This window comes from Methanomassiliicoccus sp. (assembly GCA_033485155.1).
Taxonomy (GTDB): domain Archaea; phylum Thermoplasmatota; class Thermoplasmata; order Methanomassiliicoccales; family Methanomassiliicoccaceae; genus UBA6.
Map to the genome: position 1 here is coordinate 150,613 of JAWQJJ010000001.1, position 18,086 is coordinate 168,698.

Below are 18,086 nucleotides of genomic sequence, written 5' to 3' on the forward strand. Positions count from 1 at the left end.
ACGATGTTCAAGTTCCTAAAGCTCGGGGTGCTCAAGAACGGGGTGCAGACCCGCAACTATCCGCAGGAGCGGAATCCTCCTTTCGACGCCTTTCTCGGTCTGCCGGCGGTGGATGCGGAAGCGTGCGACCGATGCTCCGACTGCGTCCACACCTGCCCCACCCAGGCCATAACCGTGCTTCCGACTGGCATCGAGATATCGGCGGAGCGGTGTATCTTCTGCGCGGCGTGCGCCGAGGCCTGCGAAGCCATCACCATGAGCAAACGGTTCGAGCTGGCCTCCCGCTCCCGGGAGGGCCTGAAGGTGGTGTACCGTCATGGATGAGGCGACCGAGAGGCTAGGAGAGGAATTGAAGGCCAGGATCATGAAGGCCTTCGGCCGCTCCCTCTCCATTCGGGAGGTCGACGCTGGCTCCTGCAACGGCTGTGAGGTCGAGGTCAACGCCCTCACCAACGCCATCCACGACGTGGAGCGCTTCGGTCTGCACATCGTGGCCTCCCCCCGCCACGCGGACATGCTGTTGGTCACCGGGCCGGTGACCCGTGGCATGTTGCCCGCCCTGCTGCAAACCTACAAGGCGACGCCTTCCCCTAAGATGGTGGTAGCCATGGGCTCCTGCGCCATATCCGGAGGCATCTTCTGCGGCACCTACGCCACCCTCGACGGCGTGGACAAGATATTGCCGGTGGACGTGTACATACCAGGTTGTCCCCCTCGCCCCCAGGCGATCATCCAGGGAATATTACTGGCAGTGGAACGGTGGGAAGCTAAGGCGTGATCACTTCACGACGATGACGGTGCAGCCGGAGTTGCGCACCACGTACTCGGAAACCGAGCCGATAAGGACCCGATCCAGCACCGTTTTCCCCGAAGTGCCCACGATGATGGCCCCAGCCTTGACCCGCTCCGCGGTGGAGACGATGTTCTGGTATGGCGAACCCCCCTCCAGCAAGGTAGTCACGTCCAGGTCCCTGTCCCCCGCCTGGCGCTTGAGGTCCGACAGGACCCTCATCCCTTCCTTGATGAGGTTCGACCGGTCCTCATCGTTCTTGGTGCTGACCACATACAAGATGAAGAGCTTCGACGAGGTCAGCTTGGCCATCTCCATGGCGAAGGCGATGGCCTTGGCCGAGTGAGGTTTCCCGTCCGTGGCCAAGAGCAGGTTCCTTCCCTGCACCTGCCCCTCCGAGGTTGAGGGCTCCTCCATGGCGGCGACATAGGTGAACTGGGTAAAAAGCCATCGTTCAGCAACCTAGGGCCCAAAGAACACCCAGGCCGCGGACGGACATCATAGGGTATAATTACATAAGAATGGGATAGAGTGGCCGGATGAGCACGGGAGAGCTGCTTGCGGTCCTTCTTTTCCTTATCCCAGTCATAGGCGCGGCGGTCGTCCTCATCGTCCGGCGCCGGGGAGCCATCGTCTGGACTGTGGTCTTTGTGTCCGCTATCCTGGTCTTGGCGTCCATCGGCCTCCTGGCATACATGGCGTCCACCTCGTTCGAGGTACTGGCCATCGGATCGGAGGACCTTTATCCCATGGGTCCGGCGATGATAATCATCGGTGTGGCGCTCGCGGGGCTGTTCATCGTCATCGGCTGGAGGATCAGGAGCCCCTTCATTGTCACTGTGGCCACCATAAATCTGGTGCTGGACCTGGGATTGGAGTCCTGGACGGACTTCCGGGAGGCGGCTCCGGCAGTGCTGATCGACAACCTGGCGCTCATCCTGATCCTCATCACCTCTGTGGTAGGATCGATCATCGCCATCTATGCCCTTCGCTACATGAGGGACGATACTCACCAGCCCCGGTTCTTCGCCGTCACCCTGCTCTTCCTGGGAAGCATGAACGGGGCGGTTCTGTGCAACGACATGCTGTGGTTGGTCCTGTTCTGGGACGTCACCACCCTGTGCTCATTCCTGCTCATAGGCCATACCGGCACGGAGGAGGCCCAGAAGGCGGCCAGGAGAGCGTTGGGGATCACCCTGGCGGGAGCCACCGCGCTGATCGTCGGAGCGATGCTGGCATTCTACTACTACGGTACCCAGTCGGTGCAGGAGGTCCCCCTGGCTGGCCTCGACGGCTTGGCCCTGATGCCCCTCGCCCTCATGGCGGTGGCGGCGTTCACCAAGTCCGCTCAGCTCCCCTTCCAGTCTTGGCTTCTGGGAGCTATGGTCGCCCCCACCCCGGTTTCCGCGCTGCTACACAGCGCCACCATGGTCAACCTGGGAGTATATCTCCTCCTCAGATTATCGCCCAGCATCGTGGAGGCCACCGCCATAAACTGGCTGGTGGCGCTGGTCGGCGGGGCCAGTTTCCTCGCCTCCTCGATATTGGCCATGACCCAGAGCAATGCCAAGCGGGTGCTGGCCTGGTCCACTGTTGGCAACCTCGGACTGATCACCATGTGCGTGGGGGTATCGACTCCCCTGGCCATCACCGCGGGGGTCATCTTGCTGTTCTACCACTCCATCTCCAAGGCCCTCATGTTCCTGTCCGTGGGGGCGGCCAAGGAGAGCCTGGGGAGCGAGGACATCGAGGACATGCAGGGGATGTGGGTAACCATGCCCTTCGTCTCCGCCGCCATCTTCATCGGGGTCGTGACCATCGTGCTGCCCCCCTTTGGGATGTTCGCCTCCAAGTGGATTATCAGCTCCGCGGCCACCGCGTTCCCGCTTCTCATCTTCCTGCTGGGGGTGGGCTTCGCGAGCATAGTGGTCTATTACTTCAAGTGGATCGGCAACATCCTCTCTGCGGTACCGGCCCGGCAGACGGGGCTCCGACGGGACCCCCTGGCCCCGAATTACAAGTGGACTCTGGGGGCTCTCATGGTCGGGGCGGTGGGCTTGTCGGCCCTCATCGGCCCGGTGGTGCGGTTCCTGGTGGAGCCGTTCATCGAGCGCTATTTTACCCTGCCGGTGGGGACCAATGATCTGAACCTGTTCACCGCCTCTGGTGAGTTCCCGGTGTTCATCTTCCTGTTGCTCACCGGCATCATCTTCGTAGGCCTCAGTCTCCTTATCCATCCCGGGGCCGAGGAGATCTCCAAGCCCTACGCTAGCGGAGAGGATTTCGTGTTCGAGTCGCGGGGCAGTTACTTCTTCGGCGAAGCCTCGGTGCGCCAAGGCATCGCCCTATCCGAGGGCACAGGCATCCTGCTGGTCGCCCTCCTCCTGGCTATTCCGTTGTTGCTGGAGGTGGCGTGATGGAGGTGATCACCTACATCCTGCAGTTGCTGATCATCATCCTCGCCCCCCTGGCGGTAGGCCTAGGGGCCGGTATCGATAGGAAGATCACGGCCCGTATGCAGAATCGCCTGGGGCCGCCGGTGGTGCAGCCGTTCTACGACATCGGGAAACTGCTGGCCAAGCGCCCAATGTTGCTTAGCCGCCTCCAGGTGGTATTCGCCGGGGCCGCCCTGCTGTTCCACGCCGCCGCCCTGGCACTGTTCGTGGCGGGAGGCGATCTTATCGTGGCCTTCTTCGTCTCCGGGACGGGGTCGATCTGTCTGGTGATGGGGGCGTTCTCCGCCCGCTCCCCCTATTCCTACATCGGGGGGCAGAGGGAGCTGCTGGCGATCCTGGCCTATGAGCCGGTACTCTTCCTCGTGGTGCTGGCCATCGGCCTGGAGACCTCCTTCCTGGTCAGCGGGATAGGAGGCGGGTTGCTCATCGCGCTACCACTGGTCCTCCTCGCCCTGATACCGGTGCTGGTCATCCTGCTGGAGAAATCGCCCTTCGACGTGCCCACCGCTCACCAGGAGATAATGTCCGGGCCGTACGTGGAGTACTCAGGCCCCTACCTGGCGATAATGGAGGTGGCAAGGTGGTTCCAGCTGGCATTCGTCTTCGGCCTGGTGACCCTGTTCTTCTGGAGCGCCGACCCGGTTGTGTCGGCCGGAGGAAAGCTGGCCCTGGCCTTCGCGGTGTTGTTCGTCACCATCATCATCGACAACATCACAGCCCGGCTGACCCGCGGGAGGATGGTCCGGTTCATGCTGACGGTGGGCGTAGGTCTGGTGGCGATCAACCTACTGGTCCTCTTCGTGATCGGACAGGGGGCGATATGATGACGTTGGAAGAAAAGATGCGGATGAGATCGCCGTGGATCATGCATTTCGATACCGGTTCGTGCAACGGGTGCGACCTGGAGGTTTGGGCTCTGCTCACGCCGCGCTATGACGTGGAAAGGTTCGGGGCGGTCAACCGGGCCAACCCCAAGCAGGCCGATGTCCTCCTCGTCACCGGTCCCGTGACCAAGCGGTGCGAGGACCGGCTGAGGAACCTGTACGAGCAGACGCCCGAGCCCAAGCTGGTCATCGCCTGCGGGGACTGCGCATCCACTGGCGCGCCTTTCCACAACTGCTACAACGTCAACGGAGGCGTGGACAAGGTGATTCCAGTGGACGTCTATGTGCCGGGGTGCGCCTGCCGGCCGGAGGCTCTCATCGACGCCCTAGTGTTGGGACTGTCGATGTGGAGGGAGAAAGTTCAGAAGATGGTCGGGGAGGAGGGGCGATGACCGAGGCTGCCCCGCCGGACTTTGACCGTGAGGCCTACCGGGGGCTGCGGAAGATGGTCGGCCAGATGATAGATTCCGGGGCTCGGATGATCGCCATCGTGGCCAGGGAGAGGGATGATGGAGTCATGGAGCTTATCTACGTGTTCGACCGGGACAGGAGACTGGCCGATCTCCGCTTCCTCATCCTCCCGGAGTGGGAGATCGACTCGGTGGCAGACCTGTACAAGGGCGCCTTGACCCTGGAGAGGGAGATCGTCGATCTCTTCGGCCTCAGGATCAAGGGGGTCCGCCCTGGCCTGTTCCTGGTGGAGGGCAAGAGCCCGGTGGCCCCCCTGCGCAAGAGGAAGGCCCCGGCGCCCGGAGGGGATGCCGATGGGTAAGGCGACAACGATCCCGTTCGGGCCGCAGCACGCCGCTTTCCTCGAGCCGCTCAACGTCAAGCTCACGTTGGACGAGGAGACAGTGGTGGGGGCGGAGCTGAACCAGGGATACAATCACCGGGGGATGGAGTACGCCCTCTCCCTCGATTACAAGAAGTCCCAGTATCTGGCCGAGAGGGTGTGTGGGATTTGCTCCTACCATCATTCCTCGGCGTATTGTCAGGGCGTGGAAGCGATCTACGGCCTAGACGTCCCGGCACGGGCCAAGCTCATCCGCACCATCATGATGGAGTGCCAGCGCCTGACCTCCCACCTCCTGGCGCTTGGCCATATCGCCGAAGCCGTGGGGTACGAGAACCTGTTCATGCAGTGCTTCCGGGAACGGGAGTACGTGATGATGCTGGTCAATCGCATCTCGGGTAACCGCGTCCATTACTCCATGAACGTGGTAGGTGGGGTCAAGAGGGATTTGGATGGGGAGAGGGTCAGGGATATTCAGGCGACAATGCGGGAGCTGCGTCCCCGCCTGGAGGAGCTACAGCGGGTGTTCGGACGGGATGGCACTCTGTCCAAGCGCACCCGGGGAGTGGGCAAACTGTCGAAGCGAGAGGCCAATGAATGGGGTACCGTCGGCCCAGTGGCACGGGCCTCGGGTATCGACCGGGACATCCGTCAGGACGGGTTCGCCGCGTACTCTCTACTCAGGTTCGCCCCGGTAGTCCGGGAAGAGGGGGACTGCTACGCCCGAATGATGGTGCGCATGGACGAGTGCCTGCGGGCGGTGGATATAATCGAGCAGAGCCTCCCCCTGCTGGAGGATGGGCCGGTGGCGGTCCAGGTCAAGGGTCACCCCAAGGGTGAGTCCTTCTCCCGGGTGGAGGCTCCCCGGGGCGAGCTGATGTACTACATCAATGCCAAGGGTACGCTGGCGCTAGAGCGCATCAAGCTCAGGACCCCCGCGCTGATGAACGTGGCGTCGTTGCTGGCCATGCTGCCCGGATGCCAACTTGCGGACGTGCCCACGATCACGGTGTCGGTGGACCCCTGTATCTGTTGTACGGATCGGTGATCCCATGTCCATGCTGTCCTCTTCGCTCAAGAACTTGTTCCGCCGGCCGTTCACCACGCGGTACCCCAACGAGCCGGCGTCGATCCCCCCGGGCAACCGGGGGCGGGTACTCTATGATATGTCCAAGTGCATCTTCTGCCGTAAGTGCGAGAGGAGCTGTCCCACCAACGCCATCATCACCAACAAGGACGCCAAGACTCAGACTGTGATACGGCACCGGTGCATCTCTTGCAACACCTGCGTGGAGGTCTGCCCTACGCAGACCATCTCCATGGCCGAGGAGTACTCCAAGCCGGACACCGCACCCACCGTCAACGTGTTCTCGGTCGACCTCCCCCGGCACGAGTACCGGGTTGAACACCTTCCACGCTACGAGGGTCACAAGAAGGAGTAGGCGTGGCAAAAAGGATTATCTTCCCTCCCCTCCCATGAATGAGTGGGGATAACCATCGGAGCAAGCTTGATGGCAGAGGACATAGCGGTCCGAGAGCTGGACGGCCGGTCGCTCCAGGAGCTATTGGCCAGCACCGACAAGCTCGTGGTCGCGGAGTTCTACATGGATGGATGTAGCGCCTGCCGGTCCATGGCTCCGGTCTTCGACGACCTGGCCAGGGAGCTTTCCGAGGGGGCGGTCTTCGTGAGGGTCGACGCCCGCCCCAATCTGGACACCGCGCTACAGTACGGGGTGGTAGCCACGCCGACCTTCTTGCTGTTCTGCCGGGGTCTGTTCCTGGCGGACGTCGTCGGGATCATGGACCTGGACGGTCTGCGGAAGGTCATCGGGGACATGCTCAGGCACCGCTCGGAATGCGCCGGCGGCCCGATGGTCCCCCCTTTCGAGACCGACGGTTACCGCTGAGCGGTCGCGGCACCACCCGGCCAATGATTTCCCACCATGATTATAATAAAATGATAAATAATATTATACTATCTTTATATTTATTACCTGGCTTCGGCCCAAAAGGCTTAACTTGGGCTCACTTCCAATGTATAGGCCACGAGGTCTTAAGTGGGATCGAACGTCAGTTCGGACTACAGCAATAGGCGGTATCTCTCCGCCGGCGAGGCCGCCCGGTACCTGGGTACCACTGTCCGGCAGCTCCACCGCTTGGTGCGTGAGGACAAGGTCCCGGTGACAATCTCGGGCAGCGGCCAACAGAGGTTCGACCTAGCTTCGCTGGGTGAGCTCGCCGGAGGTACGGTGACCACTACGGAGCCGTTCGGGCCGGTAAGGGTGGGGGTCCGCGGGACCTGCCAGGAGGTGATGTGCTCGACCGCGATGGACATGAAGGAGGTAGAGGACGGCAGCATCAACCTGGCGATCACCTCCCCCCCTTACTTCAACACCAAGATGTATTCCCGTGACCCCCTGCCGGGAGACCTGGGGGATGTCCACTCGGTCGACGAGTGGTTCACCCTGATCGGGAAGGTGTGGGCCGAGGTCCTGCGTGTCCTGCAGCCGGGGCGGAAGCTATTCATCAACATCATGAACCTCCCGGTCCGCCTGGAGGATGGGAGTTTCCGGACCCTCAATCTTGTCGGGCGCACCGTGCAGGTGTGCGAAGACCTCGGGTTCATCTTCAAACGGGACATAGTCTGGCAGAAGACCAACGGAGTGAGGGCCCCCTTCGGCACATACCCCTTCCCCGGAGGGATACTCATCAACAATATGCACGAGTTCATCCTGGAACTGGAGAAGCCCAGTTCGCGGGTGGAGCGGGCGCGCAAGTATGCCCACGTTTCCCCAGAGGACCGCGAGCGGTCCCGGCTGGACAAGGAATTCTGGCTGTCGATCAAGAACAGCGACGTGTGGCTGATCGCACCGCAGGGTAGCGGGGACCGAAGGGCGCATGTGGCTCCCTTCCCGGTGGAGCTCCCGACCCGGCTCATCAAAGCCTATAGTTATTACGGGGAAAGGGTCCTCGACCCCTTCCTGGGATCAGGGACCACTCTGCGGGCCGCGGCGCTGGCCTCCCGCCATGGGATCGGCTTCGAGATTAACCCCTCAATCGCCGCCGAGGCTCTGGCATCCCTGCGCTCCCTGGCCACGGAACAAGGACCGCCTAATGGGGCCGTCCCCCCGGGAGGAGCCTAAGCATGCCTGGACATAAGGGCTCGCCCTGGCCGGAGGAATATCCCCGGTCCCGGCTTCCGGTAGCCCTGTCTGAGGGCCTGGAGGCTGACGTGGCCATCGTGGGCGGGGGAATATCAGGCCTGGCCACCGCGTTCTACCTGGTGGCGCGCACCGACCTGCGAGTGGTTGTGCTAGAGTCCGGACTTGTGGGCCATGGGGCGTCCGGCAATAACGGCGGTCAGGCGGTGGAGGGCTCGGAGACGGGGCTGCGGGAGAGCGCCTTGAGAGTGGGCGAGGAACGGGCGGTCCGGGGTTTCCGGGAAATGACCGCCGCACGGGGGGCCCTAGACTCCGTGCTGAGTACGATCGGCGCCAACTCTCTGCTCACCGAGGTGGTGGGCCGCTTGGGCCTCGCGGAGACGGATGATGTCGAATGGTGGGCATCGGAACTCGAGGAACGTAGGCGGACGGGACTGGATGTGGGCAAGGTGCACGTGGCCGAGGATGCCCCGGTAGGCCTCCTGGGAGACGCCCCTCGGACGCCCCGAGCCATGTTGGCCCGGCAGATGTGGTCCAGGGATCGTCGGTACCTCGCATCGGTGGAGGTGAAGGTCGGCCTGGTCAATACCTGCGCCTTGGTAGAGGTCCTGACCTCCCACCTCCTGTCCCAGCCCGATCGGTTCAGGATCTTCGAGGCCTCCCCCGTCGACCTGGTCCGCCTGAGCGAGGAGGATGCCACCCTCAGGTGCAACGGGCACATAATCCTTGCCGACGCGGTGGTCATGTGCACCAACGGATATGCTATGCCGCAGATCGAGGCTTGCTCGCCCAGCATCCTGGGTGGCCGGGTCCGGGGGGTAGTTGGGTACATGGTAGGTAGCGAGGGCGGGTCCGGTCCCGAGGGGGCCAGGGCTTATTTTCCCGGCGGAAATGAGTATTACTATCTGGCCCGTCGGCGGTTCCGGGAGGGGTGGCTGACAGCGGCGGGAGGGCCGGAGGGCCCCATCACCGGGACGTACGACCCGGGCATCGTGTATCATAGGGGAGCATACGAACGGTTGGAAGAATTCCTCTCGTTGACGATGGACGGCTACGCCGGTCCTTCGAGCAGGCGGTGGCAGGGGCTTATGGGCTATACCCCCACCGGAGCCAGGGTGGTAGGGCAGGACCCGCGACTGTCCCCCTTATACTATAATCTAGGGTGCAACGGAATAGGCATACTTTCGGCGGTGGCCGGGGCCCGCCGGCTCGCTGATCTGATGGAAGGCGAGGATGTGGAGCCCAGCCTGTTCGATCCCGAGATACTGTCCTCACTGGATCCCAGGTTCAGGGAGATCAGTCCCGTCCAGGGGCATCGTCCTTGAAGAGGATCACAAGCCCTACCGTCATTATGCCGAGATCCGCCACGACTGCTAGTGACAGGCCTAGGCTGAGGGGCTGGAGCACGACCGTACCGGTAGGAGACATGGCATTGGTCCCTGCTTGCTCCTTCATGACCGCGTGGTCGGGGTTTGAGCTCATCATGAACATGGCTGCGGCTCCCACAGCGATGATGGCGAGAATGCAGACAGTGTTGAAAATTCGGGGGTTCAACGCCCCCTCCATCATTCCATGATATAAGAACGTGGCCACCTGGTTCTCATCGATGGAATGTACCCGGCCTCTCCCGATGGCAAGGCCTCAGGACCTGGAGGGGTCGTGCGATGCCCATGCGGCATACCCTCCGTCCAGGACATAGATCTCGCGGAACCCCTGGGCGCACAGGACCTCAGCACAGCGCCGGCTGCGGTTCGTCGTCCGACAGTACAGGACCACCGGGCGGACCTTGTCCAACCCAGCCTGCCATCGGGTCACCTCGGACAACGGGCGGTTGGTGGCCAGAGGAATGTGCCCAGCCTCGAACTCATGCTTCTCCCTCACGTCCAGGAGGGAGCAGCAGCCGTCCCGGATAGCCGCCTCGAGGCCCTTAAGCTGGCCCTGGGAAAGAAAGGTCACCGTGCTCATAAGGATGCTCACGAGCGGCGAAGCACATGTACTTTCTCCCTATCTCACGGCCTCAACCTCTGATCTCCAGCTCTTTGTCCACCCTGCCCGTAGCTCGGAGCGCCTCGATGTCCTGAGGGTCGGATAGTAGGAGGACCACCTGCTTCTTCGGTAGGGAATCCAGGAGATTGGCGAAAATACGTCCCCGGTCCCCGCCGCTGACTCCCTGAAGGGGGTCGTCGAGGAAGATGGGGCAGATCCCAGCGCTCTCCCTGGCGAAGGCCAAGGCATGGCTGAGCACGGCCAGCCGAACTTCATCAGGGGACAAGCCCCCCTCTACTGAGACTTCCGGTCGCCCCCCTGCATCGTAGCCAAGGGCTCTCACCGGCGCGTCCGGGCACAGCTCCAAGAATAGACCGGTGGCCTCCATGGAGCATCTTATGCTGAGGTCGCTGGTGCACCACGTGTCGCTGCATTGGATGGCTCTCTCCGGCCCGCTGGCGCCTCCTGCCACCACGCGGGCCAGGGAAGCCCCGCTGATTAGGTTGGAATGGACGCAAGCCTCGGGAAACAGCCGCTCTGCCTCATCTGCGAACTCCTCGGCGTCATCGCCTTCCCCGGCCACCTTTCCGCCGGCGCCGGTCAGTCTCCATCCCCATCCCTGCCGCTTCACCTCATCCTCAACCATGGAATAGAGGGCGAAGCGCTCCAGTCGCTCCCCGTTGATGAAGGTCATTGCCACCCTGACCTCGGCCATCCCCATGCCCAGGGCTTCGGCGTTGGGAACCTGCCCCGGTTCAGCCACCAGCTCGGTACCTAGGAGGCACCAGGAGATGGCCTCGAGGATGGTGGTCTTGCCCATCCCCGGAGGCATGTGGACCAGGTTGACCCCGGGGTCTAGAGGCAATTCGATCTCGCCGGCGTAACGTCGGTAGTTGGTGAGGGCAAGGGAGCGGAGCTTGGCCATTGCCCGTACTATGCTCGACTGTGATTAATAGGTTCAGTTCGGAAGAGCAATGCATTCTCCACGATCTTCCTGAGAGCATCCTCCGCTGTCGCTGATCGGGCGGTATTCTATCCGCACCGAAACGGTAGGGGTGAGTTACCGCCGCCCCGGGCTGCACAGGATAATCCAAACGCTTCGTCCACGGTCTCGAAATGGCAGGGGCGGAGATCCTCTCCGCTACTGGATGGCGGGTCATTCATAGCTATTGCGAGGGCGGACGTAGTCCAAACACTCTGATTTAAATAATCAGAAGGTTCTGGCGATATCAGGATAGCGGAGATTTTGACATGGACGAGAAGCGCATCGAGGATAGGCAACTCGCCTTCCTGGTCGATGGAGACAATGCCCAGGCAACCATGATCGAGGAGATGTTGGCGGAAGCCTCCAAGTACGGCTCGGTCATCATAAGAAGGGTCTACGGCAACTGGACCGCCGGAGGGCAGGTCAACTCTTGGAAGACCAAGCTGAAGGAGTACGCTCTCTCCCCTTACCAGCAGTTCCCCAACATATCAAATCGGTACGTAACCAAGAATGCCACCGACATCGCCCTGATCATCGATGCTATGGACATACTCCACGATGGCATCGTCAAGGGGTTCGTCATCGTTTCCAGCGATTCGGACTACACCTCGTTGGCGATCAAGATACGTGAGCATGGTCTCTTCGTAATCGGTATCGGGAAGAAGGAGACCCACGATTCCTTCCGGCGAGCGTGCGACGTGTTCGTCTCCACCGAGAACCTCGGGAAGGAGGATGAAGAGGAGAAGGAGGCCCCCAAGGCTCCCAAGGGACAGACCCGGCCGCGGAAGACACCGCGCGATGCCATGGACATACTGAACCGGGCGTTCGACTACGCGGTCAATGATGACGGTCGCGCCCTCAACGGGGATATCGGGGCGGCCCTGCGTCGGCTGGACCCGGCGTTCGATACCAGGACCTACGGAAAAGCCTCGCTGCTGAACCTCATCGACGAGCTGGATGACGTTTTCGAGGTGGAGCGGGCGAACCATGGAGCGATCTATGTGCGCCGCAAGAGCGAGAATCGCACAATTCCCCCGGCGGAAGAGCAGAGGGCACCTGAGCAGGAGAAGAAGGAGGCCCCCTGCAGCCGCACGGTGAACGACGCCCTGCCTCTCCTGATGGAGGCATACCGCATCGTAGACAAGAACAGCGATGGGACGGCAGACACCTTCAGGATGTTCAAGGCGGCCAAGAAGGTGGACCCCACCTTCGACAGCGCCAACTATGGTAAGGAGAAAATCTCCCACCTATTGGAGGCCCTCCCGGACCACTTCGCCCTGGTGCGCCGTGGTAAGAGCATGCTGGTCCGCCGGGTGGAGCGGGCGGAGGAAGAGATCGAGGCCGAGGCTCCCGTGGAGGAGAAGACCGAGGATAAGGCCCCGGCCGAGCCCGAGGTACCGGAAGCGGCGGACCTGTTGCCGCCCCGCAGTTCCATTGACCTGCTCAAGGTGGTCACCGCGGCGTTCGACAGGGTGGTTAAGGATGACGGTCTGGCCTACCTTCCCCAGCTAAGCAAGGAGGTTAAGCGCGAAGACCCCGATCTGGACTTCAAGACTTACGGAAAGGCCGGCCTCAGGGAGTACCTGGAGGAGTTCGATGACGTCTTCACCCTCCACAAAAAGGGCCGCAATGTCTATGTAAGCAAGAGGAAGGGAAAGCGGCCGTCACAGCACATCAGCGAGCTGGTGAAGTAGCGAGGACTGCAACCTCCCTCCCGGGGAGGACCTTGCCATCGGCCGGGGTCCCACCCGGCCGCTCTGTTTTGCACCACGCTCGGGCCGCAGTATCGACCGGGGAGCGGGTCGACCCGCTCACCGTATGAATAGATTCACTGCCCAATTGACCCCCGCTACCACCAGCACGGAGGCCAGGAAGATCCCCATGTTCTCGTAGAAGCTGAAGTCGCCGGCGTAGAAGAATAGCCAGATTACCAGGAAGGTGAGCCAGATGATGACTGAGAGGCCCCCGACACCCGACTTCAGGCGGGCGTACCGGGGATACGGTATGTATCCGGGACCTTGCTGGGGCATGGGGTGGGGGAATTTCAGGGCCCAGGTGACCCAGGTGACCAGTAGAATGGCCATCAGGACCAGGAGAGACGTGAGGAACACCGCCACGTTCTGAGCGAATCCCAGCTGGGAGGTGAGGAAGAACAGCCACAGGACCAGGAACACCAGCCACCCGAAGATCGTCACTATGGACAGAACGGCCCTCCACATCAGCCCTCCTTCCCTGGTCTCCCAATGGTTCGTCATCTGATCGCCTTGACAATATGACCGAATTTGAGCTTATTAGACTTTGGATGGTCAATCGCCGGGCTCCATTCCCCGGAAGATCAGAAAAAACAATGCGACGGAGATCGCGTAGAACAGGGTGGCGAGGTAGAAGGGCTCGGCATACAGCCCCATGCCCAGCAGGAAGCCCCCGACCACCGTAGTCACGCTGTTGGGAAGCCTCCACACGATCGAATTGATGGCGCTGGCCAGCCCCCTCTCCTCCTTGGTGACGATGCCCATGAGGAAGGAGTCGGAGAGCGGGTTCGACATGTTCATTAGCATGGCTCGGACGACATACAATCCGCCGGCGGTGGCCGGGTCGGGGGCGAAGGCCAGGGCCAGCATGAAGACGGTGGACGATCCTTGACAGAGGGCTATCGCCTTCACCGTCCCGAAACGCCGAGCGAGGCCGGTGCTGGCGATGGAGGCGAAGCCCATGGTCAGGCTGGCCAGAGCCAAGAGGGGGCCGCTGAGGTTGTCGGCCACTCCGTACCTCAGGAACAGCCAGGTGGGGATTAGGGGGATGATGAAACCCGCCCCCAGGCCGATGATCGAATTCAGGGCGGAGAACTTCAGCATGGGCCCCAGGTTCCGCCCCTTCCTCAGGGCCATCCGCTCTCCCGGGGACTCCCGGTACTCCCTCAGGAGACGGGCGAGGCTGAGCGGGGTGATGAGCGCGACCAGGGCGATGATGACGAAGAAAACTTCGTGCACTCTCGTGACGGTCCAGCCCCCCAGTCCAGCGATGAAGGGGAATGTATAGGGCAGGGCGTAACCGGCGCCGGCGCCGGCCGCGGTAACGATGAACGAGAGGGTGAACGCCTCCTTTCTGCCCTCCCCCGACGCCATGTCGGCGATGAGGGCGTTCCAGGTGGTCATGAAAGCTCCCTCCGCGGCGCCGGCAATGACCGAGGCTAGCATGAGGAAGGCGACCTCGGAGGTCATGGCATATATGAGGAGGGCTGGAGGCATCCCCATGACCCCCAGTATCAGGATCTGCTTGCGGCCCACCCGGTCGGCCAGCACCCCCAGCGGAATGGCTACCAGTATGAAAACCACCCCGTTGATGGCGAGGAGAAGCCCGACTGATCCGGAGGACACCCCGATCTGGGGCAGGTACGCAGAGGTTGCCACCCAGAAATAGCCCGTGGCCAGGGAGGAGAAGGACATCAGCAGGATGAGCCATCCCACCCTCCTCGGCACCGAACCGAAGACGCTGGACGCATCCCGACCGAACATGGCACGACCCGGCGGCGCATCGGCCACCATCGATTAAAAGGTGTGGTGTCTTCCTCCCGCCGCCGATAACACCTCTGCGGCCACAGCCTACGGTTCCCTCGCTTCCCGTAGGGCCTTCCACCGGCGGACCTCAAGGTTGTGCTCATGCACCAAGTTCTGGGCACGGTATAAGGTCACGAGCCGGCGGTGGGCGTCCCGGTCCTCGGGCGTCTGCTCGACCAAGATCTCCAGCTCCCCGATTGCCGCCATGATGAGCCCCTTCGACTCGTACAGTTCAGCCTTCCGCCGCAGGGCGTGGGGGAGGCGAGGGTCAAGGGCGAGGGCCCGCTCATACCGTGTTAACGCCTCGTCCGTCCTGCCCTGGGAGGCGCATTCCTCCGCCCGGCGGAGGTTGGCCTCCAGGCAGGAGGCGGGGTCGGGGACGGGGAGGGCGCCCTCGTCCAGCACTTCCAGCAGATGCTCCAGTTCGGTCATGCTTCCCCCGGTGGTCTCAGACAGGCGGAGCATGGCCGCGGCGTACTCGGCGTAGTCATGGGAAGGGTCGAGGTCCGAGACCTCCCCCCGGGAACGCAGGAAAACCATCGCCTGGCGATTGGCCAGCGGCCAGGAAAGGGGGTCCTGGATGTGCCAGAGACAAGCCGCCAGCTCGGGCCACCGCTCCGGCCGGGCCTTTGATCTCTCCAGGCTCCCGCCTGACACCGCTCTCTCCATCGCCTCCTCCAGGTCCATAAGCGACCCTTTGGCCGCTCCCGGGTCGTCGGGCAGGGCGGCAGCCCGACGCAGGGCCGGCTCCAGGTCGTCGAGGGGAACACCGAGCGCCAGATCGCTGAGCGTTGAGGTGACCGAGCGGGGCGGGAAGACCAGGCCGCTCTCCGCCGACGCCCCGTCCATCCGATACTTCAAGGTCCCGAAGTTCCACCTGCCCCCCAGGAAGCCTTCCACGGTATCCTGGAGGGAGCGCACGGCGGTCCTTCTGGCCTCATCTTCGTCCATTCGGTCAAGGGCCTGTTCGCTGTCAAGATAGGCGAAGTACGCGCACCGCCACCATGCCGTTCCCTGGTCCACGGTCCCCACAGCCCCGCTTCCCTCATAATAGCTTTCGGAAGTTACCCATGCCATCGTACAGGTAACCGGCGAAGGTGAATTCCCGGGTCGCCCCGCCTTTTACGATCCTTCCCCTCAGGTCGCCGAGGATGGTGACAGCGATAGCTGGGGTGTAGTCGCTCTCCGGCAGCGCGATGCTGACCGTGCCGAACTCGTTGGCCGCGAACACGTAGTCCTCCATGTTGGCATGCACCGCGGCGGTCTGGGAGGTCTCGATGAACTCGAAGGCGGTGACCTTACCATCCCTCTCCGCCTTGACCACCGCCCGAGGGGACTGATCATCGAGCGCGTAGTTAGCCTTGACCGCGGAATCCTGCCTCTGGACCTGTTGGGCTCTCCGGCCGGCCACGGTGTCCAGGAACGCCTTGACCTCCTGCTTCATGAAACCTTATCGGTGCACCGGTCAAAAGGGTTTCCTGTCTCCCAGGCGTCAGGTCCATTGAACGCGGACCGGGGGACTTCGTGCAGGACAGACAGCTGTCACGGTATGTCCGCGGGGTTCCAGGTGGTGTGATAGTCCTCGTTGAAGGAATCCATCCGGGCCTCGTCTTCGGCCGATATCTCGAAGTCGAAGACCGCGGCATTCTCCCTCATGCGTTCCACTTTGGCGCTTTTCGGGATGACCACCATGTCCTTCTGGAGGACCCAGCGTATGAGCATCTGGGCCGGCGTTCTTCCATATTCGCGGGCCAACGCCACTAGCCGGGGGTCGTCGAGCCTCTTCCCCCTGGTCAGCGGACTGTAGGCTTCCAGCACGATGCCCTTGGAGCGACAGTAGGACAGCAGCTCCTCCTGATACAGGAAGGGGGAGAACTCCACCTGATCGACCGCAGGCACGGTTGACGAGCGGGCGATCGTTCCGTCCAGGTGCCGGGAAAGATAGTTGCTGACCCCTATAGCTCGGGCCTTTCCCTCGTCCAGCAGCCTTTCCATCGCCCTCCAGGCCTCCTCCCGATCGCCCTTTGGCCAGTGCACGAGGTACAGGTCCACGTAATCCATGCCAAGGGCCTTCAGGCTCCGGTCGCAGGCGGCCAGTGCCTCCTTGTACCCGTTGTCGGTGTGCCACAGTTTGGTGGTGACGAAGACCTCTTCCCGGGGCAACTTGCTGTCACGTATGGCTCGACCCACCCCCGCCTCATTTTGATAGTAAGCTGCCGTGTCTATGTGCCGGTAGCCGACTTCCAGGGCCTGGGACACGACATTGTACGCTTCCTTATTGGTAACTTTGAAGACTCCGAGGCCAAGGGCCGGCATCTCGACGCCATTATTCAAGGGTATCGTGCTGGAGAACGACAGCTCCGCCATGAATGGGAGATGGCGCACCACGGCATAAAAGAACATCGGCAAGAAAAAAGGAAGGGGTTAAGGGGTTTAGGCAGGCACTGGTAATGGTACGTTGATTACCTCGCCGGAGACCGGATCCGTATACGTCATGGTGAAGTTCGCCCGATCGCCGGTCGCATCGAAGTATGCCAGGAACTGGGTGGTTCCGCCCAGCGGGGTCAGTTGCTGGCTGTTGAAGGCGGTGGCGGTATCGTTCACGGCAAACTCATCGACCGTGTTGTTGATCACGAAGCCGCTGGCATAGACCGTATAACGGATGTTCCAGTTGTTGGTGACGTTGATCAGGACACGGTACCATTCGCCGGTCCCGTTGCTGTACTGCTCGATGCTGTTAGCATGGATCGACAGCGAACCCTTGATCGGCACGTACATCGGACCGGCTACAGTGGGCTCGGAGAGAGTCGCGTTGTTGTTAAGGTCGAACGCCTGGAAGGTCAGGGTGAAGTTACCGATATAGTTGAGAGTAACATCGAAGGTCCTGACGTCGGTGGCGTTGCCGTTGGTCCTGAAGGCTCCAAGATCACCGCTGATGACGATGTAGTTCGTGTACTGTCCGACCCTGGTGGCGGTGGTCCAGTCGAGCACTCTCCCAGTCTCATTGGTCACCATCAGGTTCTGGGGGTCGATCTCGTCAACGGGGTCAGTGAGCTCGGCAAACATCCGGATGAGCACGTCCCCACTATACCCGTTGGCGGGGGTGCTGGCTATCTGGAAGTGATAGCTCTGGCTACGGTTGTAGGTGTAGTCTGCCACGCCCTTGCCGGGGTAGGTCACAGCCAGGGATACCTTGGGCTCGGCAGAGCCTAGGCTCGCTGGGAAGGTGATATTCAGGGTCCTAGCCCCGAGGTCGATGGTGTTCGGGGTCGTGTTGTTGGTAGGATTGGTGTTGTTATTTGTGTTATTATTGTTGTTATTATTGTTATTGTTATTGTCATCATCTTTGCCGTCGTCCTTCCCGCTCGAGCTGGGGGTGTTCATGCTGAGAACCACGAAGGCTCCAGCGACCAAAAGTACAATGACTACGGCGATCGCAGCGATCACAGTCTTCTTCATGACATCACTCGCCAT

General features: G+C 61.9%; 22 protein-coding genes. 12 read left to right on the plus strand and 10 right to left on the minus strand.

The genetic code is table 11. From position 1 onward, the window contains the following. Positions 1-3 precede the first annotated feature (3 nt). Positions 4-324 carry a 4Fe-4S binding protein gene (locus SA339_00710; protein ID MDW5561718.1) on the plus strand — a complete coding sequence of 107 codons (321 nt, stop codon included), beginning with the start codon at positions 4-6 and terminating at the stop codon, positions 322-324. After that, positions 317-778 carry an NADH-quinone oxidoreductase subunit B family protein gene (locus SA339_00715; protein MDW5561719.1) on the plus strand — a complete coding sequence of 154 codons (462 nt, stop codon included), beginning with the start codon at positions 317-319 and terminating at the stop codon, positions 776-778. Before SA339_00710 ends, SA339_00715 begins: the two co-directional genes overlap by 8 nt. Here the strand turns inward: SA339_00715 and SA339_00720 are convergent, their stop codons facing one another. Further along, a complete protein-coding gene (locus tag SA339_00720; GenBank protein MDW5561720.1) occupies positions 779-1,207 on the minus strand; it encodes a universal stress protein in 429 nt (142 codons plus the stop codon). It abuts the gene before it with no gap. Positions 1,208-1,329: 122 nt separating this feature from the next. Between SA339_00720 and SA339_00725 the strand changes: the two genes are divergently transcribed. The 9 genes from SA339_00725 (at position 1,330) to SA339_00765 (ending at position 9,409) form a co-directional block, all read left to right on the plus strand. After that, positions 1,330-3,207: a proton-conducting transporter membrane subunit gene (locus SA339_00725; GenBank protein MDW5561721.1), complete on the plus strand. Its 1,878-nt coding sequence runs from the start codon at positions 1,330-1,332 to the stop codon at positions 3,205-3,207. Next, positions 3,207-4,070 carry an NADH-quinone oxidoreductase subunit H gene (locus SA339_00730; GenBank protein ID MDW5561722.1) on the plus strand — a complete coding sequence of 288 codons (864 nt, stop codon included), beginning with the start codon at positions 3,207-3,209 and terminating at the stop codon, positions 4,068-4,070. Before SA339_00725 ends, SA339_00730 begins: the two co-directional genes overlap by 1 nt. Next, on the plus strand, positions 4,070-4,522 hold the full coding sequence (locus SA339_00735; protein ID MDW5561723.1) for an NADH-quinone oxidoreductase subunit B family protein: 453 nt from the start codon (positions 4,070-4,072) through the stop codon (positions 4,520-4,522). The genes SA339_00730 and SA339_00735 overlap by 1 nt, the downstream gene beginning before the upstream one ends. After that, positions 4,519-4,902 (plus strand): NADH-quinone oxidoreductase subunit C, encoded by a 384-nt coding sequence (locus SA339_00740; protein MDW5561724.1) that lies wholly within the window; start codon positions 4,519-4,521, stop codon positions 4,900-4,902. Before SA339_00735 ends, SA339_00740 begins: the two co-directional genes overlap by 4 nt. Beyond that, on the plus strand, positions 4,895-5,971 hold the full coding sequence (locus SA339_00745) for a nickel-dependent hydrogenase large subunit (protein ID MDW5561725.1): 1,077 nt from the start codon (positions 4,895-4,897) through the stop codon (positions 5,969-5,971). The genes SA339_00740 and SA339_00745 overlap by 8 nt, the downstream gene beginning before the upstream one ends. Positions 5,972-5,975: 4 nt before the next feature. Further along, positions 5,976-6,365: a 4Fe-4S binding protein gene (locus tag SA339_00750; GenBank protein MDW5561726.1), complete on the plus strand. Its 390-nt coding sequence runs from the start codon at positions 5,976-5,978 to the stop codon at positions 6,363-6,365. Positions 6,366-6,434: 69 nt separating this feature from the next. Then, positions 6,435-6,830 (plus strand): thioredoxin domain-containing protein, encoded by a 396-nt coding sequence (locus tag SA339_00755; protein MDW5561727.1) that lies wholly within the window; start codon positions 6,435-6,437, stop codon positions 6,828-6,830. Between the two features lie 150 nt (positions 6,831-6,980). Next, complete coding sequence (locus SA339_00760) at positions 6,981-8,066, plus strand: site-specific DNA-methyltransferase (protein MDW5561728.1); 1,086 nt, start codon at positions 6,981-6,983, stop codon at positions 8,064-8,066. Between the two features lie 2 nt (positions 8,067-8,068). After that, the gene (locus SA339_00765; GenBank protein ID MDW5561729.1) at positions 8,069-9,409 is read left to right on the plus strand and encodes an FAD-binding oxidoreductase; all 1,341 of its coding nucleotides are present in this window, start codon (positions 8,069-8,071) and stop codon (positions 9,407-9,409) included. On the opposite strand, the gene SA339_00770 is transcribed toward SA339_00765, so the two are convergent. The 3 genes from SA339_00770 to SA339_00780 all read right to left on the minus strand — a co-directional run bounded on the left by SA339_00770 (position 9,381) and on the right by SA339_00780 (position 10,995). Then, positions 9,381-9,638, minus strand: a complete 258-nt coding sequence (locus SA339_00770; GenBank protein MDW5561730.1) for a hypothetical protein — start codon at positions 9,636-9,638, stop codon at positions 9,381-9,383. The genes SA339_00765 and SA339_00770 overlap by 29 nt on opposite strands. An 87-nt stretch (positions 9,639-9,725) precedes the next feature. Further along, positions 9,726-10,061 carry a rhodanese-like domain-containing protein gene (locus SA339_00775; GenBank protein MDW5561731.1) on the minus strand — a complete coding sequence of 112 codons (336 nt, stop codon included), beginning with the start codon at positions 10,059-10,061 and terminating at the stop codon, positions 9,726-9,728. 40 nt (positions 10,062-10,101) lie between these two features. Further along, positions 10,102-10,995: an AAA family ATPase gene (locus SA339_00780; protein ID MDW5561732.1), complete on the minus strand. Its 894-nt coding sequence runs from the start codon at positions 10,993-10,995 to the stop codon at positions 10,102-10,104. Between the two features lie 326 nt (positions 10,996-11,321). Between SA339_00780 and SA339_00785 the strand changes: the two genes are divergently transcribed. Next, complete coding sequence (locus tag SA339_00785) at positions 11,322-12,749, plus strand: NYN domain-containing protein (protein ID MDW5561733.1); 1,428 nt, start codon at positions 11,322-11,324, stop codon at positions 12,747-12,749. 117 nt (positions 12,750-12,866) lie between these two features. On the opposite strand, the gene SA339_00790 is transcribed toward SA339_00785, so the two are convergent. The 6 genes from SA339_00790 to SA339_00815 form a co-directional block, all read right to left on the minus strand. Beyond that, positions 12,867-13,310: a hypothetical protein gene (locus tag SA339_00790; protein MDW5561734.1), complete on the minus strand. Its 444-nt coding sequence runs from the start codon at positions 13,308-13,310 to the stop codon at positions 12,867-12,869. 51 nt (positions 13,311-13,361) lie between these two features. Then, on the minus strand, positions 13,362-14,600 hold the full coding sequence (locus SA339_00795) for an MFS transporter (protein ID MDW5561735.1): 1,239 nt from the start codon (positions 14,598-14,600) through the stop codon (positions 13,362-13,364). Positions 14,601-14,657: 57 nt separating this feature from the next. Beyond that, positions 14,658-15,644 carry a tetratricopeptide repeat protein gene (locus SA339_00800; GenBank protein ID MDW5561736.1) on the minus strand — a complete coding sequence of 329 codons (987 nt, stop codon included), beginning with the start codon at positions 15,642-15,644 and terminating at the stop codon, positions 14,658-14,660. Between the two features lie 13 nt (positions 15,645-15,657). Further along, positions 15,658-16,056 carry a hypothetical protein gene (locus tag SA339_00805; protein ID MDW5561737.1) on the minus strand — a complete coding sequence of 133 codons (399 nt, stop codon included), beginning with the start codon at positions 16,054-16,056 and terminating at the stop codon, positions 15,658-15,660. Between the two features lie 98 nt (positions 16,057-16,154). Continuing rightward, a complete protein-coding gene (locus SA339_00810; GenBank protein ID MDW5561738.1) occupies positions 16,155-16,979 on the minus strand; it encodes an aldo/keto reductase in 825 nt (274 codons plus the stop codon). A 66-nt stretch (positions 16,980-17,045) separates the two neighbouring features. Then, positions 17,046-18,086 carry a hypothetical protein gene (locus tag SA339_00815; GenBank protein MDW5561739.1) on the minus strand — a complete coding sequence of 347 codons (1,041 nt, stop codon included), beginning with the start codon at positions 18,084-18,086 and terminating at the stop codon, positions 17,046-17,048.

What these genes read in the sequence shown, in the direction of transcription:
- SA339_00710 (MDW5561718.1), top strand. Translation starts at nt 4, where the DNA reads ATGTTCAAGTTCCTAAAGCTCGGGGTGCTCAAGAACGGGGTGCAGACC.
- SA339_00715 (MDW5561719.1), top strand. Translation starts at nt 317, where the DNA reads ATGGATGAGGCGACCGAGAGGCTAGGAGAGGAATTGAAGGCCAGGATC.
- SA339_00720 (MDW5561720.1), bottom strand. Translation starts at nt 1,207, where the DNA reads ATGGAGGAGCCCTCAACCTCGGAGGGGCAGGTGCAGGGAAGGAACCTG.
- SA339_00725 (MDW5561721.1), top strand. Translation starts at nt 1,330, where the DNA reads ATGAGCACGGGAGAGCTGCTTGCGGTCCTTCTTTTCCTTATCCCAGTC.
- SA339_00730 (MDW5561722.1), top strand. Translation starts at nt 3,207, where the DNA reads ATGGAGGTGATCACCTACATCCTGCAGTTGCTGATCATCATCCTCGCC.
- SA339_00735 (MDW5561723.1), top strand. Translation starts at nt 4,070, where the DNA reads ATGACGTTGGAAGAAAAGATGCGGATGAGATCGCCGTGGATCATGCAT.
- SA339_00740 (MDW5561724.1), top strand. Translation starts at nt 4,519, where the DNA reads ATGACCGAGGCTGCCCCGCCGGACTTTGACCGTGAGGCCTACCGGGGG.
- SA339_00745 (MDW5561725.1), top strand. Translation starts at nt 4,895, where the DNA reads ATGGGTAAGGCGACAACGATCCCGTTCGGGCCGCAGCACGCCGCTTTC.
- SA339_00750 (MDW5561726.1), top strand. Translation starts at nt 5,976, where the DNA reads ATGTCCATGCTGTCCTCTTCGCTCAAGAACTTGTTCCGCCGGCCGTTC.
- SA339_00755 (MDW5561727.1), top strand. Translation starts at nt 6,435, where the DNA reads ATGGCAGAGGACATAGCGGTCCGAGAGCTGGACGGCCGGTCGCTCCAG.
- SA339_00765 (MDW5561729.1), top strand. Translation starts at nt 8,069, where the DNA reads ATGCCTGGACATAAGGGCTCGCCCTGGCCGGAGGAATATCCCCGGTCC.
- SA339_00780 (MDW5561732.1), bottom strand. Translation starts at nt 10,995, where the DNA reads ATGGCCAAGCTCCGCTCCCTTGCCCTCACCAACTACCGACGTTACGCC.
- SA339_00785 (MDW5561733.1), top strand. Translation starts at nt 11,322, where the DNA reads ATGGACGAGAAGCGCATCGAGGATAGGCAACTCGCCTTCCTGGTCGAT.
- SA339_00790 (MDW5561734.1), bottom strand. Translation starts at nt 13,310, where the DNA reads ATGACGAACCATTGGGAGACCAGGGAAGGAGGGCTGATGTGGAGGGCC.
- SA339_00795 (MDW5561735.1), bottom strand. Translation starts at nt 14,600, where the DNA reads ATGGTGGCCGATGCGCCGCCGGGTCGTGCCATGTTCGGTCGGGATGCG.
- SA339_00805 (MDW5561737.1), bottom strand. Translation starts at nt 16,056, where the DNA reads ATGAAGCAGGAGGTCAAGGCGTTCCTGGACACCGTGGCCGGCCGGAGA.
- SA339_00810 (MDW5561738.1), bottom strand. Translation starts at nt 16,979, where the DNA reads ATGGCGGAGCTGTCGTTCTCCAGCACGATACCCTTGAATAATGGCGTC.
- SA339_00815 (MDW5561739.1), bottom strand. Translation starts at nt 18,086, where the DNA reads ATGGCGAGTGATGTCATGAAGAAGACTGTGATCGCTGCGATCGCCGTA.